The 16,225-nt window shown below is 62.2% G+C and carries 13 protein-coding genes; 4 read left to right on the top strand and 9 right to left on the bottom strand.

From position 1 onward, the window contains the following. Positions 1 to 7: 7 nt before the first annotated feature. The 4 genes from ACOVRJ_RS15280 to ACOVRJ_RS15265 form a co-directional block, all read right to left on the bottom strand. Positions 8 to 886, bottom strand: coding sequence for a 3',5'-nucleoside bisphosphate phosphatase (locus ACOVRJ_RS15280; protein WP_422044696.1), 879 nt, complete (start codon positions 884 to 886; stop codon positions 8 to 10). An 84-nt stretch (positions 887 to 970) separates the two neighbouring features. Further along, on the bottom strand, positions 971 to 2,890 hold the full coding sequence (locus ACOVRJ_RS15275) for a methyl-accepting chemotaxis protein (protein WP_422044695.1): 1,920 nt from the start codon (positions 2,888 to 2,890) through the stop codon (positions 971 to 973). Positions 2,891 to 3,460: 570 nt separating this feature from the next. After that, entirely contained in the window at positions 3,461 to 5,209 is a 1,749-nt protein-coding gene (gene recJ, locus ACOVRJ_RS15270; protein ID WP_422044694.1) for a single-stranded-DNA-specific exonuclease RecJ, read from the bottom strand. Continuing rightward, positions 5,206 to 6,138 carry a hypothetical protein gene (locus ACOVRJ_RS15265; protein WP_422044693.1) on the bottom strand — a complete coding sequence of 311 codons (933 nt, stop codon included), beginning with the start codon at positions 6,136 to 6,138 and terminating at the stop codon, positions 5,206 to 5,208. The genes recJ and ACOVRJ_RS15265 overlap by 4 nt, the downstream gene beginning before the upstream one ends. Positions 6,139 to 6,261: 123 nt before the next feature. On the opposite strand from ACOVRJ_RS15265, the gene ACOVRJ_RS15260 reads away from it, so the two are divergent. Genes ACOVRJ_RS15260 through ACOVRJ_RS15250 form a run of 3 tightly spaced genes read left to right on the top strand, consistent with a single transcriptional unit; the run spans position 6,262 to position 9,737 of the window. After that, on the top strand, positions 6,262 to 7,197 hold the full coding sequence (locus tag ACOVRJ_RS15260) for a UDP-2,3-diacylglucosamine diphosphatase (RefSeq protein WP_422044692.1): 936 nt from the start codon (positions 6,262 to 6,264) through the stop codon (positions 7,195 to 7,197). A gap of 4 nt (positions 7,198 to 7,201) precedes the next feature. Beyond that, positions 7,202 to 9,253, top strand: coding sequence for a polyphosphate kinase 1 (gene ppk1, locus ACOVRJ_RS15255; RefSeq protein WP_422044691.1), 2,052 nt, complete (start codon positions 7,202 to 7,204; stop codon positions 9,251 to 9,253). A gap of 22 nt (positions 9,254 to 9,275) precedes the next feature. Beyond that, complete coding sequence (locus tag ACOVRJ_RS15250; RefSeq protein ID WP_422044690.1) at positions 9,276 to 9,737, top strand: SixA phosphatase family protein; 462 nt, start codon at positions 9,276 to 9,278, stop codon at positions 9,735 to 9,737. A 60-nt stretch (positions 9,738 to 9,797) separates the two neighbouring features. Here ACOVRJ_RS15250 and ppx read toward each other — a convergent pair whose 3' ends face one another. Further along, positions 9,798 to 11,348 (bottom strand): exopolyphosphatase, encoded by a 1,551-nt coding sequence (ppx, locus tag ACOVRJ_RS15245; RefSeq protein ID WP_422044689.1) that lies wholly within the window; start codon positions 11,346 to 11,348, stop codon positions 9,798 to 9,800. A 293-nt stretch (positions 11,349 to 11,641) separates the two neighbouring features. Here ppx and ACOVRJ_RS15240 point away from each other — a divergent pair, with 293 nt between their 5' ends. Further along, positions 11,642 to 12,421: a ZIP family metal transporter gene (locus ACOVRJ_RS15240; protein WP_422044688.1), complete on the top strand. Its 780-nt coding sequence runs from the start codon at positions 11,642 to 11,644 to the stop codon at positions 12,419 to 12,421. A 75-nt stretch (positions 12,422 to 12,496) separates the two neighbouring features. Here ACOVRJ_RS15240 and ACOVRJ_RS15235 read toward each other — a convergent pair whose 3' ends face one another. From ACOVRJ_RS15235 to ACOVRJ_RS15220, 4 genes are all read right to left on the bottom strand, one after another. After that, positions 12,497 to 12,931 (bottom strand): universal stress protein, encoded by a 435-nt coding sequence (locus ACOVRJ_RS15235; protein ID WP_422044687.1) that lies wholly within the window; start codon positions 12,929 to 12,931, stop codon positions 12,497 to 12,499. Positions 12,932 to 13,048: 117 nt separating this feature from the next. Next, on the bottom strand, positions 13,049 to 13,906 hold the full coding sequence (locus tag ACOVRJ_RS15230) for a sulfurtransferase (protein ID WP_422044686.1): 858 nt from the start codon (positions 13,904 to 13,906) through the stop codon (positions 13,049 to 13,051). Beyond that, positions 13,903 to 14,811 (bottom strand): DMT family transporter, encoded by a 909-nt coding sequence (locus ACOVRJ_RS15225; RefSeq protein ID WP_422044685.1) that lies wholly within the window; start codon positions 14,809 to 14,811, stop codon positions 13,903 to 13,905. The genes ACOVRJ_RS15230 and ACOVRJ_RS15225 overlap by 4 nt, the downstream gene beginning before the upstream one ends. 101 nt (positions 14,812 to 14,912) lie before the next feature. Further along, positions 14,913 to 16,040 (bottom strand): aromatic ring-hydroxylating oxygenase subunit alpha, encoded by a 1,128-nt coding sequence (locus tag ACOVRJ_RS15220; RefSeq protein WP_422044684.1) that lies wholly within the window; start codon positions 16,038 to 16,040, stop codon positions 14,913 to 14,915. Positions 16,041 to 16,225: the final 185 nt, after the last annotated feature.

Raw genomic sequence — 16,225 nt, 5'->3', positions numbered from 1 at the left:
CGGCGGATCAATGCAAGCAACTGGGCCAGATGATGCGGTCTTCTAAGGCCATCCAGATTGGCTGCAAGCGGCCAGAGAGGTCGGCTAGCCGGCCCAGATCGGTGCGGCTTTCTTCCGGTGAATGGAAATCCGAGCCGCGCGAGGCGAGCAGGTCAAATTCGATCGCCGTTTCGGTGTACTTGGCCGCCTCGGTGTCACTGTGGCTGCCCGTCACCACCTCAATGCCGCGGCCGCCGTGGCCCATGAATTCGGTGATCAGGGCGTACTCTTCGGTGGGGTTGAAGCCATACCGGGCCGGATGAGCGATCACGGCCAAACCGCCGGCCCCGTGAATCCAACGCAAGGCGTCACTCAGGCGAGCCCATTTGTGCTCGACATAGCCGGGCTTGCCCTCGGTCAGAAAACGTCGAAACACTTCGGGAACATCCTGGCAGTGTCCTGCTTCGACAAGAAAGCGGGCGAAATGGGTGCGAGAGATCAGCTCTGGATTGCCGACAAACTTCAGCGCCCCTTCGTAGGCTCCTTTGATGCCGACCTGGGCCAGGCCGTCCGCCATTTCTCGGGCGCGCTGCTCTCGCCCGCCGCGAGTGGCTCGCAGTCCTTCCACCAAGGCGGTGTTGTGGTGATCAAAACCCAGGCCCACGATATGCACCACACGCCCCGCAAAACTGACCGAGACTTCCACGCCGGTGAGGTAGGGCAATTCCAAGGCACGCGCGGCGTGAATGGCGCGCTGCTGGCCGCCGACTTCGTCGTGATCGGTCAAAGCCCAGAGTTGCACGCCATTGGTCTTGGCGCGCGTCGCGAGCGCCTCGGGTGTCAAAGTGCCATCCGAAACTCGGGAGTGGCAGTGCAGATCAGCGTTGGTCAGTATGGAGGTGTTCACGCGGCAAGTTTAGCGGGCGGCGCCTTCCATCGTGCGGGTGATGACCAAAGCCAGGGCCTTCACCCCGCGGAATCACGAGTCGGCTTAGAGCTTGAAGCTCTGCACCGCGAGCTCCATGCTGTTGGCTCTTCCGCGCAGCGATTCGGTCGCGGCTGTGGACTGCTCGACCAGGGCGGCATTGTGCTGTGTCATCTCGTCAATGCTGCGTACGGCTTGCCCCAACTGAGTCGCTTGGCCCGCTTGCACGAGCGTTTGCTGATTCATGTTTTGCATCATCTCGCTGAGTTCCTGCACGCGCCCCAGAATTTGTTGCATGGCCGAACCCGCATTGCTGGCCAAGGCGCTGCCGTTTTCGACGCGTTCGACCGAGCTTTGAATCAGCCCTTTGATTTCACGCGCCGCTTCCGCACTGCGGCCCGCCAGCGAACGCACCTCGCTGGCGACCACCGCAAATCCGCGCCCTTGCTCACCCGCACGAGCGGCCTCCACGGCTGCGTTCAGCGCCAAGATATTGGTTTGGAAGGCAATGCCGTCAATCAAGCTGGTGATGTCTGCAATGCGACGCGAGGATTCATGGATCGTGCCCATGGTCTGCACCACTTGCGCGACGACCGCGCTGCCTTCGCTGGCCACTTGGCTGGTGTTGCGGGCCAAGTCATTGGCACGTTTCGCGGCGGAGCTGCTGTGCTGCACCGTTTCTTCAAGTGAATCAACGCTGGATGAGGTCTGTTGCAACTGGGCCGCAGCGGTTTCGGTGCGCGTGGCCAGATCATGGTTGCCATCGGCGATTTCCTGGGCTGCCAAGCGGATATGACTTGCGCTCTCGTGAATCTGCTCGATCAACTGTCGCAAACGCAATTGCATATGGGCCATGGCTCGCAGCAGCCGCCCCATTTCATCCTCCTGTGCGTCCGGGATCTCTTGACTCAGGTCGCCGGCGGCAATGCGTTCCGTGATGGCAATCATCTGATTGACCGGGGTCAGCAGTTGTTGAACCGAGCGCATCAGCATCCAGCCCAGCCAAGCCAAAACAAGTGGCAAGGCCAGTAGCAACAGGTTGCGCTTCAGGGTGGCTTGGCTGCTCCGTTCGCTCAACTCGGCCTTCAGCGTGAGCAAGGTCTGCTTGGATAAATCAGCTTGCAACTTGGCCGCGCCGGCGAAGCCGGCCGCCAGTTGCTCCAGCGGGTAGTTCACGTCGCGAGCGGCCGCTTGCATGGTGTCTTCAACCAGTTTGCGCTGGGACAGGGCCTGCGGCAGCAAAGCGCCCAGGGCCTGCCCGACAGCGCCGCCCGCACGCTGCGCCGCCTGCATCTCTGCTTGCATGGCGTTCGCATGCTCGCGATAGCGTGTCAAGGCTGCGGAGACGCTGGCCAGATCATCGACGGCTGCGGCCTTGGCGATGGCCTGAAGCTCCGAGAGAGCATCTTCAACTTGAGGCGCCGCCTTCAAACCGGCCAAGATGGCGTGGTGGCTGGCGGGGTCGGGGTCAAGCAGCAGGCCCGTTTCAGCATTGAAGTCCGAACTGGCGGCAAACACCTGGCTGGCCAATGACTGCTGGGCCGACATCAATTTGGGCAAATCCAGGCGATTCCCGGCCATCTCGCCGACCATGGCCTCAAACTGCTTGTGCAAGGCCGACACGGCTTCCCGATGGCGAGCGTCTTGCGCGTTCGTTGTTTGTGCCGCTTCTTCGAGCGCGCCAAGCAGGCCCTGCACGGCAGTACTCACCGTCTGGCGGGTGGCCGCGAGTTCAGCGGCGGCTTCGGGGCGGGTTGAAAGCGATTCGGCACCTTGTTGCCGGTGCAGCTGTAAAGCCCGAGAGACCTCGCGCCAGGCTTCATTGACCGGCAGCCCACTGGCTTCGCGCTCAATGCGGGTCAATTCCCCCCCATAACCTTGCAGCAAAACCGTGCTGGGCACCACGCCCAGCAGCATTGCGATCAAGCCGATGCCGCCCAGTCGTGCCTTCAGGCTCAAGGGGCGAGAGAAAGAAAAAATGTTCATGGAAGAAGGGGAGGCAGAAGACGCCACGCCAGCGCCAGGCTTAGAGCGAAACCCAGGAACAGAATTGGCAACTTCGCAGGCAGGAGGCCAAAGCTGGCTGCCAGGGGCGCCCGCATACGGACCCGTGAGAGGGTTGTTGTGCGGTGAGTCCCACTCGCTCTATCTTGTCGTTTCGACCGAGCTTTAGCAAGGATCTCGAATGCACAAGCGGTTTGCCTGAAGCAGGCTGATGTGTATTGAATTGAAATAGCCGTGATTGAAGGGGATGGCGATGACAGCCCTGTGACTGAGACAGCCTCACGACGACAGTTCGATGGCGAATGCAGCAATAGCTGCGTATTTCTGCACGAAACTGGCTTGATATGCGGGATGGGCACTTTTGCCCAGAGCCGGGTATTCGGCGGGCTGTGATCCTAATGGCTCAAGGGTTTTTGAGGTACTCAAGCCACGCGATGGGAGTATTCCCGCTTGCCGCCATGAGATCGGCGGCGCTCTCCGCTGGATGATGACTTTGGTGCGCCCCTGCGCGTCTTGCTTTCGCAACTGCTCAATCGGGGCTTGGGGCCTATATCAAGCGGGGCTGCAGGCCTCAACAATCATCTGGATGCGTTCTTGGCCTTGATAGGCGTCCAGGCTCAGGCGGTAGGCCAGTCGGACAGGGGAGGGTAAGGCATCGATGTGGCCAAACCAGATGGCGTCGCGCAAGAGCCCGCCGGGGCCGCCTTGGCGGACCCGCAGCTTCAGGTGCTTTTCGCCGACCAGGCGCTGCGAAATGATCTCCACCGTGTCGCAAAACAAGGGCGCTTCGAAGGCTTGTCCCCAGACCTGGGATTCCAGCTCTCGCACCGTGCTGGGTGTGAAATGCTCGGCGGCCAGCGGTCCGTCGGTCCGCAGGGTGCGGGTCAAGGCGGCTGCATCCAGCCATTCACGTGCTACGGCTTGCAGCGCTAGATCAAAGGTCTCGAAGCCATCGTCCGCCAGCGTGCAGCCGGCCGCCATGGCGTGGCCGCCGAACTTCTTCAAGACCTGGGGGTGGCGTTTGCTGATCAAGTCGAGCGCATCACGCAGATGAAAACCCGGGATCGAACGGCCCGAGCCCTTGAGTTGCCCATCAGCGCCGCGCGCGAACACAAAGCTTGGGCGGTGAACGCGGTCTTTCAGCCGTGAGGCGATGATGCCGACCACGCCTTCGTGAAATTCGGGTTCAAAGAGTGCCAAGGCGGGCGGCGGCTCGCCCTGCAAGCGCGGGTCTTGCATCAGGGCGTCGAGCTTTTGCTCGGCCTGCTCGCGCATCTCGGATTCGATTTCTCGGCGCTCTCGATTGATCGCATCGAGTTGTCGCGCCAATTCGAGTGCGCGCCCGGGGTCTTCGCAGCGTAAGCATTCGATTCCCATGGTCATGTCCGATAAGCGGCCGGCCGCGTTGATTCGCGGTCCCAATGCGAAGCCCAGATCAAAGGCGTTGGCGCGGCTCATGTCCCGTCCGGCGGCGGTGAACAGGGCCGCAATGCCCGGCTGCGCCCGGCCTGCCCGCATGCGCTTCAGACCCTGGGCGACCAAGCGCCGGTTGTTGGCGTCGAGCTTGACCACATCGGCGACCGTGCCCAGCGCGACCAGATCGAGCAGCCCGTCCAACTTGGGTTGGCTGGCCGCGTCGAATCGGCCGCGACGGCGCAATTCGCTGCGCAGCGCCAACAGCACATAAAAGGCCACGCCCACGCCTGCCAGATTCTTGCTTTCAAAGCCGCAGCCCGGCTGGCTGGGGTTGACCAAGGCATCGGCCTCGGGCAGCTGAATCTGCTCATCGATCAACGCCGGCAGGTGATGGTCGGTGACCAGCACTTGCAGTCCGAGGCTGCGGGCATGGGCCACACCCGTCAGGCTGGCGATGCCGTTGTCCACCGTCATCAGAACTTGCGGGCGCAGCGGCAAGGCCAAGTCCACAATGGCTGGCGTCAATCCATAGCCGTGGATGGCGCGGTCGGGCACCACGTAGCAGAGTTGCTCGGCCTGAAAGCCGAGCAGGGCCAAGCCTCGCAGCGCGACCGCGCAGGCGGTGGCGCCGTCGCAGTCATAGTCGGCGACGATGCAGACCCGCGCTTGACTCGCGAGGCTGTCGGCCAGCAAGTGGGCGGCCGCGTCGATGCCCAACAGACCTTCGGGCGGCAGCAGTCGTGCCAAACCGTCGTCCAATTCCTCGGCGCTGCGCACGCCACGCGCGGCAAAGAGTTGGGCCAGCAAAGGTGAAACACCGGCCTGCTGCAGCGCCCAAGCCGCCCGCGGCGGGACTTCGCGGGTCAAGAGGGTGGGCGTGTTCATAGTGCCCCCAGCAAGGCGGCGGTGTTGGCGCGGGGCGTCAGCCAGCGTTGCCACAGGCGCTGCCAACCGGTGTTGGGGTGGGCGTGCCAACGTTGCGCCAGGCGCTCGCCGCACAGGGTCAGGCCGTGTGGTGCGGCGGGTTCGCTCTTCACTTGGGCCAGCATTTGCGCCACCGGGCCGGCGTCCAGGTCGACCCAAGCGCGACTCCAGCTTTCCCAGTCTCCGGCCAGCAAGGGTTCGCGCAGTCGCTCATCGATCTGCAACTCATGGGGCAAGGCCTTCGCACTGGTGTCGATCCCGCAGCCGCTGATCCAGACCGAATTCAAAGCCAATGCGCCACGCGCTTCGCGCTCGTTGTTGAGCGGATGGCTGTGTAACAGCATTTGGATTTCGTTCTGCAAGCTGCGCAGGCGACGCGACGTGGGCATCCAACTGTCCACATGCCGGTGCACCACGCGGTCCAGACTGGCGCTGGAAAGGCCTGCCATGCTGGGGTGAGCGATCAGCCAGGCATCGGCCGCCAGCCAGCGTGATTGCCAGCCTTCGTCGCTCGGCCAGAGTTCGGCCAGGCTGGCGAAGAACTCCTGCGACTCGGCCTCGGTCAAGGACAGGTTTTCCGGCGGCAGGGCCGTGATCTGGTCACTGCCCACCGCCAGATGGATGGGGCTCAGCCGTGCCCAGGCCAAGCCCCCATGGTTCTTCAAGGCCCAGGCCGCTGTTGGGAGGCAGCCCTCATCGGCGCGGCAGGCGCGCAGATCGGCCAAGGCCCACTCCATCGGGGTATTGAAGCTGAACTCATCGCTGCCGAGCGGTGCGCCTTCGGGCTTGAGTCGGGCCAGCAACTCGGCGAGATGCGGCAGGTTCAGCTCCGCCAGGGTGTGAGTGGCGGCGTCGCCGGTGGCGCTGGCATAGGGAATCATCAGGTGCATAGGGGGGATTATCGAGTCCCGCCCTAGTCCCGTCCGAATCCCGCCCGAGTGGAGGCGTCGACGTCACATAAGCTTCACAAAGCTGCCACGCCGCCGACACGGCCTGCGATCACAGTGAGCGCCATGCAGCACGACCACGCCCTGGCGCGAGCCGCCGCCGCCCTTGCCGAAGAAACCCACCCGCCCGAAGCGCTGGCTTCCGAGCCTGCGGAGGGGGGGAGTCAACGCTTCCGTACGGTTTGGATCTCCGATGTCCACCTGGGTACCCCGGGCTGTCAGGCCGAAGCCTTGCTGGAGTTCTTGCGCGAAGTGGAATGCGAGCAACTCTTCCTGGTGGGCGACATCATCGACGGCTGGCAATTGCGCCGAAACTGGTACTGGCCGCAGGCCCACAACGATGTGGTGCAAAAGCTCTTGCGCAAGGCGCGCAAGGGTTGCCGGGTGATCTTCATTCCCGGCAACCACGACGAATTTGCGCGCAAGTACTTGCATAACAACTTTGGCGGCATTGAGGTCGCGCAAGAGTGGATCCACGAAACCGCGGATGGCCGAAAACTATGGATCACCCATGGGGATTTGTTCGATGGCGTCATCCAGTGCGCCAAATGGCTGGCCCATGTGGGCGACACGGCTTATGAGCTAACCCTTAAGCTCAACAGCTACTTGAACCGCCTGCGCGCGCGCATGGGCCTGCCTTACTGGAGCTTGTCCAAGTATTTGAAGCTGAAGGTCAAGCGTGCGGTCAGCTTTATCTCCGACTTCGAGGTGGCGGTAGCCAAAGAGGCTCGCAAGCGCGGGGTGGACGGCGTGGTGTGCGGCCACATCCACCATGCCGAACTGCGCGATATCGACGGGATTCTCTATGCCAACGACGGCGACTGGGTGGAAAGCCTGACCGCCTTGGTGGAACACGCCGATGGCCGCTTGGAAATTCTTGATTGGAGTGCGCGGGATCGCCGTCTTGGCGCTGCCGATGGTGCTGCGCTTGATCTGATGCCATTGCCCGTTAGTGACGTGGGGTCGAGTGCTGCAATCGGGGCGGCCGCTAGCCTAAAATAGGGAAATGACCCTAGAAAGCACCCCTGTCACCTTGCTCAATCGCGAGCAAGCCATTCTTGAATTCAATCGACGGGTGTTGGCGCAAGCGCAGCGCCTCGATGTGCCACTGCTGGAGAGGCTGCGCTACATCTGCATCGTTTCGTCTAATTTGGATGAGTTTTTTGAGGTGCGTTTTGCCGACATGCTGGACGCGGCCCGCGACCCCGACAGTGCGGTCAACAGCCGCGACGTTGAGCGGGTCGGGCGTTTGGCCCATGCCTTGATCGACGAGCAGTACGCGATCTTCAATGAGCAGCTGGCGCCCAAGATGCGGGCCGAACGGATCGTCATCCTCAATCATGCCGACCGCAACGAGGCGCAGCGCGCCTGGGTTGCCAAGTTCTTCGAGCGTGAGGTGCGGCCCTTGTTGGTGCCCGTGGGGCTGGATCCGGCTCACCCTTTCCCTCAGGTGGCCAACAAATCCCTGCACTTCATTGCGCGCTTGTCGGGCAAAGATGCGTTTGGGCGCGACAACCGAATTGCCATCGTCAAGGTGCCACGGGTCTTGCCGCGGGTCATCAAGTTGCCGGCGGCCATCAGCGAAGGGCAACAGGCCTTTGTGCTCTTGACCAGCGTGGTTCGGGCGCATTTGGAGGACATGTTCTCCGGCCGCAAGGTGGAGGCCTTCTCGCAGTTCCGGGTCACGCGCGATTCCGATCTGGAAGTGGATGAGGAAGAAATCGCCAATCTGCGTCACGCGCTGCGCTCCGGTCTCACCACGCGCCATTTTGGTGTGGCGGTTCGGCTGGAGGTGGTGAACAGCTGCCCGGCCGAGTTGTCCAACTTCTTGCTGGAACAGTTCGGTTTGCCTGCGGCTGCCCTGTACCGGGTCAATGGCCCGGTCAATCTGGTGCGTTTGAATGAGCTGATTGATCAGACCGATGCGCCGGCGCTGCGGTTTGAGCCTCACGAGCCGTCGTGGCCGCAGCGACGCTTGCCGCGCCAGAAGTCCATCTTTGATCGGCTGCGCAAGGGCGATGTGCTTTTGCATCATCCCTTTGAGAGCTTTGATCCGGTCGTGCAGTTTTTGCGCGAGGCGGTCGAAGATCCCGAGGTGATGGCGATCAAGCAAACCATCTACCGCACCGGCAGCAAGTCGGTGCTGATGGACCTGCTGATTGAAGCGGCGCGACGTGGCAAAGAAGTGATGGCCGTTGTCGAGCTGAAGGCGCGTTTTGACGAAGAAGCCAATATCAACTGGGCCGAGCGCTTGGAGGCGGTGGGCGCGCAGGTGGTGTACGGCATCGTTGGCTTCAAGACCCATGCCAAGCTCTTGCTGGTGACACGCCGCGAGGGCAGCCGGTTCCGGCGTTATGCCCACCTTTCAACCGGCAACTACAACCCCAGGACGGCCCGTTTCTATACCGATCTGGGTTATCTGACGGCCGATCCGGAGTTGACCTCGGACGCCGATTCGGTGTTCCGTCAACTGGCTTCGCTGGGCAAGATCAAGATGCCGCGTCAGCTGTTGCTGGCGCCGTTCAATCTGCACAGTCGCATGATGGAGCATCTGGCGCAGGTCGCAGAGGCGGCGCAGGCGGGGCGTCCGGCGCGGGTGGTGGTCAAGATCAATGCCCTGACTGATGCCGAATTGATCGAGGGTTTGCTGAAGGCAGGGCAGGCGGGGGTCAAGATCGATTTGATCGTGCGCGGTGCCTGCATGTTGCCGCCGGGCCTGCCCGGCATTAGCGACAACATCTTGGTTCGCTCGGTGGTGGGTCGCTTCTTGGAGCACACCCGCATCTGCTACTTCCGCTGGGGGCCGGGGGAGGACGATGAGGCGCTGTACCTGTCCAGCGCGGACTGGATGAGCCGCAATATGTTCCGCCGCATCGAGGTCGCTTGGCCGGTGCGCGATGCCAAGCTGCGTCAGCGCGTCATTGACGAGGGCTTGCAGCCCTATCTGTACGACAGCCTGGATGCTTGGCAGCTCGGCCCGGATGGGCACTCGGTGCGAGTCTCAGACAAGGGCTTGAGCGCGCAGCAGGCGCTGATGCGTCGCTACGCTTCCGATTGAGCCAAGACGGGACGAGATGACGATGGATCTGATCTTGTGGCGCCATGCCGAAGCCGAGTTGCTGAAAGAGGGCTCGACCGATTTGCAGCGCGCGCTGACCCCCAAAGGTGAGCGTCAGGCGCTGCGCATGGCGGACTGGTTGAACCATCGCCTGGCGGCGTCGACCCGCGTGCTGGTGAGCCCGGCCTTGCGCACCCGCAGTACGGCCGAGGCCTTGGGTCGGGAGGTGCGCATCGTGCCTTCAATCGCGCCGGATGCCAGCGTCGACGATTTGCTGGCTGCGGCCCGTTGGCCTCATGCATCCGAACCGGTCTTGCTGATCGGGCACCAGCCCACGCTGGGCCTGTTGGCGGCACGCTTGATGACCGGCCAAGACTTGCCCTGGTCGGTCAAGAAAGCAGCCGTGTGGTGGCTGCGTTCGCGGGTGCGCGACGGGCATTCCGAGGTGGTCTTGCAGGCCATGCAGTCGGCCGATTTCTTGTAAGCCACGGGGCGGAGCGGAGCGCTGCGCCGCCCTTTTCGCCCTTGCCGCCCTTGCCGGCGTTCAGGCCAGAATCAGTTCCAGCACGCCGCTGCGCGACCAGGCCTCGGCTTCCTCTTGAAGCAAGAAATGGGTGCGCGGTCGGTTGGCCGGCCATTGCTTGGGCAAGCTCAAGCGTACGCGGTGGCCTTGGCGACTGAGTTGCAGGGCATTCACGTCGACGGCGTCGCGGCCATGACACTTGATCAAGGCCAGGCGCAGGCTGAACAATTGCCACAGCAGGCTCTCATCGCCCAGCAAGCCCTCCAGCTTGCGTAAACCACCTCGTTGCCCCAGCGCCAGATTGCCCAGACGCTTGAGTTGATCTTGCGAGAAGCCTGCGGCATCCACATGGGCGAGCAGATAGGCGCTGTGACGATGGTGGTCGTGATGGGACACCATCATGCCGATCTCGTGCAGGGCCGCGGCCCAGGCCAGTTCGCGCTGGCGCTCGCGGGTCGCTCGCGGCTGTAACTGGGCATACACGTTCTGCGCCACGGCGCCGACCCGTTGCGCTTGCGGGAGGTCGACGGAGAAGCGCCGCTGCAGCGCCGCAACGGAGGCATCGCGCATATCGGCGGCGGCCAGACCCAATGCGGCTGCGTTCTCGGCTTCCAGGCGCTCCACCAGATCAAAGATAACGCCTTGTCGCAGCGCACCCTTGGCGGGCATCAATTCCTCAATGCCGAACTGGGTCAGCAAGGTGTACAAGATGCACAAACCACCGCCAACAACGGCGCGCCGGTCTTCCTTCAAGCCTGCCAGCTTGAGCTTGTCCATGCTGCCTGCGGCCAGGGCCTGCTCGATACACCAGCGCAAGGCGTCCGGCGTGATGCGGCCATCGGTCACGCCGCTGGCCGCCAAAATCTGCGCCACAGCGCCGACCGTGCCGGATGAGCCCAGGGCCTCAAGCCACATCGAGGGCTTGAACAGGGTCAATGCTTCTTCCAACTCGGCGCCTGCAGCGACTTGTGCCGCGCGAAAGGCTTCGGCGGTGAATTTGCCGTCGGGGAAAAAGCGCAATGAAAGGCTGACGCTGCCAACTTGGAAGGACTCGGCCGTCAAGGGCCTGCGGCCTTTGCCCAGAATCATCTCGGTGGATCGGCCGCCAATATCGATCACCAAGCGCGGCTTGTTGGAGGCTTGCAGCCTCGCCACGCCGGCGAAGATCAGGCGTGCTTCTTCTCGACCTGAAATGACTTCGATCGGATAGCCCAGCGCTTCTTTGGCGCGCTCCAAGAAGGCATCGCGGTTCTTCGCTTCGCGCAGGGTTTGAGTCGCCACCGCTCGCACGCGGGCGGCGGGGAAGCCGACCAGATGCTGTGCAAAGCGACGCAGACAGTCCAGGCCGCGCTGCATGGCTGCTTCCGTCAGCATGCCTTCGCTGTCGAGTCCTGCACCCAGTCGGACGGTCTCTTTCAGATACTCCAGTCGCTTGTACTGCCCACGCGGCATGTGCGCGATTTCCAGGCGGAAGCTGTTGGAGCCCATATCAATGGAGGCGAGCGGCGCGGCGGCGGCTTGAACCAGCGGCTCAGCGATGGCGAGGCTCGTGGGAGTGGCAGACAAATTCATGCGCGCGATTGTCGACGCAAATTTGGTCAATTTCGGGTCAGGCGCGGGCTTTCGCGCACCAGCATTCTTTGGACGTTGTTTGAAACCCGATGGGCCTTGCTTCGAGTTGCCTCCAAGCGTGGCACCGACCGGACTTTGCCCGGCCGGCAGCCCTCACCTAGGCCCGTTCGGTGCTATTGACACGATTGTTAAGATACAAGTTTCGCCAAGCCACTTGGAAAACAGGTTTGAGCTGATCCAACCGCGCCGCCAGGGCGCGGTCTTTGTTTTGGCGCGCGGTTTACTGGAACAACATGACTCTTCTTTACATCGTGCTGGCCACATTGGCGGGCGGGCTTTTGTCGGTGCTGATCGCCGCGAGCCTGACGGTCAGTCTCTTGGGCCGGGTGGTCAAGCATTTGGTCAGCCTCTCGACCGGCATTCTGCTGGGGACGGCGCTCTTGCATGTGTTGCCCGAGGCGTTTGAGAGCAAGGCCAGTCCACATTCTCTATTCATGGTTTTGCTGGGCGGCTTGGTGTTTTTCTTCCTGCTTGAAAAGGCGGAGCTGTACCGCCACACCCACCACCATGAAGGAGATGGACACCAGCACCATCATCACTTTGATGCGGAGCAAGCCGGGCGTGGCGGGATGAGCGTGCTGGTGGGCGATAGCATTCACAACTTCTGCGACGGCATCATCATTGCGGCGGCTTTCTTGGCCGATCCGCACCTGGGCGTGGTGACGGCCTTGGCCATCGTCGCGCATGAGATTCCGCAGGAGGTGGGGGACTACATCGTTTTGCTGAATGCCGGCTTCTCGCGCGGTAAGGCATTGATGTTCAATGCGCTGTCTGGACTTGCCGCGGTCGCCGGTGGCGTGCTTGGCTACTTTGTCGTGGGGCCATGGGAAGCCCTGTTCCCATATCTGCTGGTCGCGGCGAGTTCCAGCTTCATCTACGTGGCTGTGGCCGACTTGATCCCTCAGCTACAGCGCCGTCTGCCTTGGCGGCAGACGGCACTTCAATTGCTTTGGTTGGCTGTTGGCCTGGGCCTGGTGATTGCGGTGGTGGCTGCGTCGAGCCATCAGCACTGAGGTCCATCAAAAAACCTGAGCAGCCAGGATGCACAGCAGCGCCGCGTGATGCGGCGCGATAGCTGAGGGCAGGACTTAGCGCACCACCAAGACCGGGATGGTGCAATGGGTCAGGACCTTTTGGGTTTCGCTGCCCAGCAAGAGGGCTTGAACCCCGCGTCGGCCATGCGAGGCCATGATGACCAGATCGCATTGCTTGTCACTTGCGTGTTCGATGATCGCCTCCCAGGCGTGCAGCGCTTCAATGGTGTGACCTTCGCAGGGGACGCCTGCGGCTTCAGCGGCTGCCAACACGGTCTTGATGCGAGCCGAGGCAATGCGCTCTTGCGCATCAAAAAACTCTTGCGGTGGGGTCGGTTGCATTTCCGACACGGCGCTGTAGGGGAAGGGTTCCTTGACGCTCAGCGCGTACAGGGTGGAGCCGTGAATGCGGGCCATGCCAATGGCCGACTCAAGAGCCTTGGTGCTGATCTCGGAGCCATCGGTGGGGACCAGAATTCGCTTGAACATGAGAAACCTCCTGTTGGAATGGACTTTTGCGTGGGCAGGAGCCTAACGCGCAGGCTCAGTGTCGCGTCGTTTGGCGCTCGCGATCTTGCGCTAAGTCAAGTCCAAAGACCAGGGGTTTTATGCGGTGGCGACCGGCCGAGCCGGGTCGGCCGACCACTCGCTCCAGGAACCGGGGTACAGCAAAGCTCCGGCCAGGCCCGCGTGCTGCATGGCCAGTAAGTTGTGACAAGCGGTCACGCCAGAGCCACACTGGTGCACCACCTCGGTGACCGAGAAGGGCGCCATCAAGGCCATGAACTCAGCGCGCAAGAGCTCGGCGGATTTGAAGCGGCCATCATCTTGCAGGTTGTTTTTGAACAGGCGATTGCTGGCGCCGGGGATGTGACCCGCCTTGCTGTCCAAGGGTTCGACCTCGCCTCGGAAGCGTTCAGGGGCGCGGGCGTCAATCAGGCGGACCGTACCGAGTCGCGCTTGCAACTGATCTGCAGTGAGTGAGGCCATCACGCTGTCTGCCAGGATGAAGTTGCCGGCTTGCGGTTCCGGACGCTCCTTGCTCATCGGCGCCCCCGCGCTCTGCCACGCTTGCAGGCCGCCGTCCAAGACCGCCACCTGGCTGTGCCCGATCCAGCGCAACATCCACCACAGCCGGGCAGCGTACATGCCGCCTTGCGCGTCATAAACGACCACTTGCATGCCTGAGTTCAGACCGAGTTGGCGCATGCCTTCGGCAAAGCGTTCGCGTTCGGGCAAGGGGTGGCGGCCCTTGAAGCGGCCTTCAGCGTCGGTCTTGCTGCCGCTGAGATCCTTGTCCAGATGCAGGTAGTGCGCGCTAGGCAGGTGGGCTTGTTCGTAGGCGAGGCGCCCCGCTTCGGTGTCGCTCAGGTCAAAGCGGGTGTCGATCACCAAGGCCGAGGTGCCCATAGATTGCAGTTCCGCAACGGAAATCAGGGTTTGAAAGCTGCCGGCTGGTTTCATGATTCATTGACGCTGTGTTGACTATCGGGTGGGGTGCTGGTGCTGCGCAGCAAAGTGGCGGCCACGCCGGCGAGCACGATCAAGAGCATGCCGCAAATCGCCCAGGGCGTGAGCGGATCTTCAAACAAGAGGGCGCCATACAGAAACGCGAACACGATGCCGAGGTATTGCAGGCAGGCAATGGTGAGCGTCCGGCCTTGCGCATAGGCGCGTGTCATCAGCATTTGCGCGGCAGTGGCCAGCACGCCGACGGCCAGCAGCAGGGCGATGCCCTTCAGGTCATGGTTGTGTACCCGGGCTTGTTCGCTCCAAGTCAGGGCCCAGGTGCTGAGCGCACCGGCCAAGGTGCCGCCGACCGAGAAGTAAAACACGATGCGGTACTCGGGCTCACCGGCTCGCCCAAGGGCGGTGACCTGCAAATAGGCCAAGGCCGCCAACATGCCGGAGAGCAGCCCGGCCAAACCGTGCCAAAGCTGCTGTTGATCAAGGGTCGGTCGCAGCACCAGGGCGACGCCGACGAAGCCCAGCAAGACGGCCGCGACCAGGCGCCCGTCGACGCGTGCGCTTCCCATCATGACCGCGCCGCCGATCAAGAACAGGGCCATCCAGACCGAAGACATGTAGTTCAAGGTCATGGCGGTTGCGAGCGGCAATTTGCCAATCGCGTAAAACCAGAGGGACAGGGCGATCACCCCAGACAGGCTGCGCCAAAAATGCATGGTAGGCACCTTGGTTCGAAGGCTTTGCCCACGCAGTTGGGTCAGTATCAACAGCAGCACGGCGCCGACTGCGCCTCGGTACATGACGATTTCGCCAGCTGCATAGAACTCGGATGCCAGCTTCACACAGACCCCCATGCTGGCAAACAAGAAGCTGGCGCAAATCATCATCAGGGGTGCAGACATGCCCGCATTATGGCCAGCTCGTTCGGCGAGAGCCCAATGTAAAACGCCCCGGCAGTGAACTGCGCGGGGCGTTGATCCTGTTGAAATCAGGCCACTGGGCTTCAGCCCGCGAACTTCATTTCGCGCCGATACCACTGATGGAAGTGCTGCATGCCGTCTTCCATCGGGCTTTGATAAGGGCCGACCTCGTTGTCGCCGCGTTCCATCAGGGCGCGACGTCCAGCGTCCATGCGCACAGCGATTTCATCGTCTTCCACGCAGGTTTCCATATAGGCGGCCTGGTGGGCGTCGACGAAGTCGCGCTCAAAAGCGGCGATTTCTTCGGGGTAGTAGAACTCGACGATGTTGTCGGTCTGCTGCGGGCCCTTGGGGAAGAGGGTGGAGACCACCAGCACATGCGGATACCACTCGACCATGATGTGCGGGTAGTAGGTCAGCCAAATCGCACCGGCGTCGGGCGTAGCGCCGCCACGGAACTTTAGCAACTGGTCGTGCCAGCGTTGGTAGACCGGTGATCCGGGCTTGGCCAAGTCTTTGTGAATCCCAACCTTTTGCACTGAGTGGTGGCGACCCATTTCCCAACTGAGGTCGTCACAGGTGACAAACTGCCCCAGACCCGGGTGGAAGGGACCGACGTGATAGTCCTCCAGATAGACCTCGATAAAGGTCTTCCAGTTGTAGTCACACCGGTGGACATGCACCTTGTCCAGCACATAGCCGGAGAAATCCAACTCGGCGGCGACGCTGAGGTTTTTCAACTCGGCGGCCACGTCGTGACCGTTGTCTTCGAACAGCAGGCCATTCCACTCGCGCAGCTTGTAGCGGTTCAGGTTCAGGCAGGGGTCATGGTCGAAGTGCGGTGCACCGATCAATTCACCCTTGAGGTCGTAAGTCCACCGGTGCAGCGGGCACACAATATTGCTGCGCGTATTGCCGCGGCCGCGCAGCATCACTGCTTGGCGATGTCGGCAGACATTGGAGATCAGCTCTAGCCCTTGGGGGGTTCGCACAAGTGCCCGGCCTTCACCCTCTTGGGGCAGGGCGTAATAGTCGCCCACCTCGGGCACCGCCAAGGCGTGGCCCAGATAGCGCGGGCCGTGCTGGAAAATTAGTTCTTGTTCTCTACGGAACAAGTCTTCGTCGAAATAGGACGTGACAGGAAGCTGCGTCTTGGCGTCAGACTGGGTGCTGCGCTCAATCGCTGAGAGGGAAATACTCAGTTCGGACATGATCCAATTGGGTCTCCAAGAATCCTCGCCTTTGGCGCTCACAGCAGTCGCCTTAAGCGGCGGCTGTCGTGAACCCGGATGCGAGCCGGGGGGGATTCCAGTGCCGGCGTTTGAATTCAGATGCCGGGGTCGCGAATGAAAAACTGTCTGTGGACCAGGGGCGGGTCAGCACAGAAAGGGCGCGA

Origin of the sequence: Roseateles sp. (assembly GCF_049240545.1) — a bacterium.
Taxonomy (GTDB): domain Bacteria; phylum Pseudomonadota; class Gammaproteobacteria; order Burkholderiales; family Burkholderiaceae_C; genus Paucibacter_A.
This window is presented reverse-complemented; position numbering and strand designations above follow the sequence as displayed.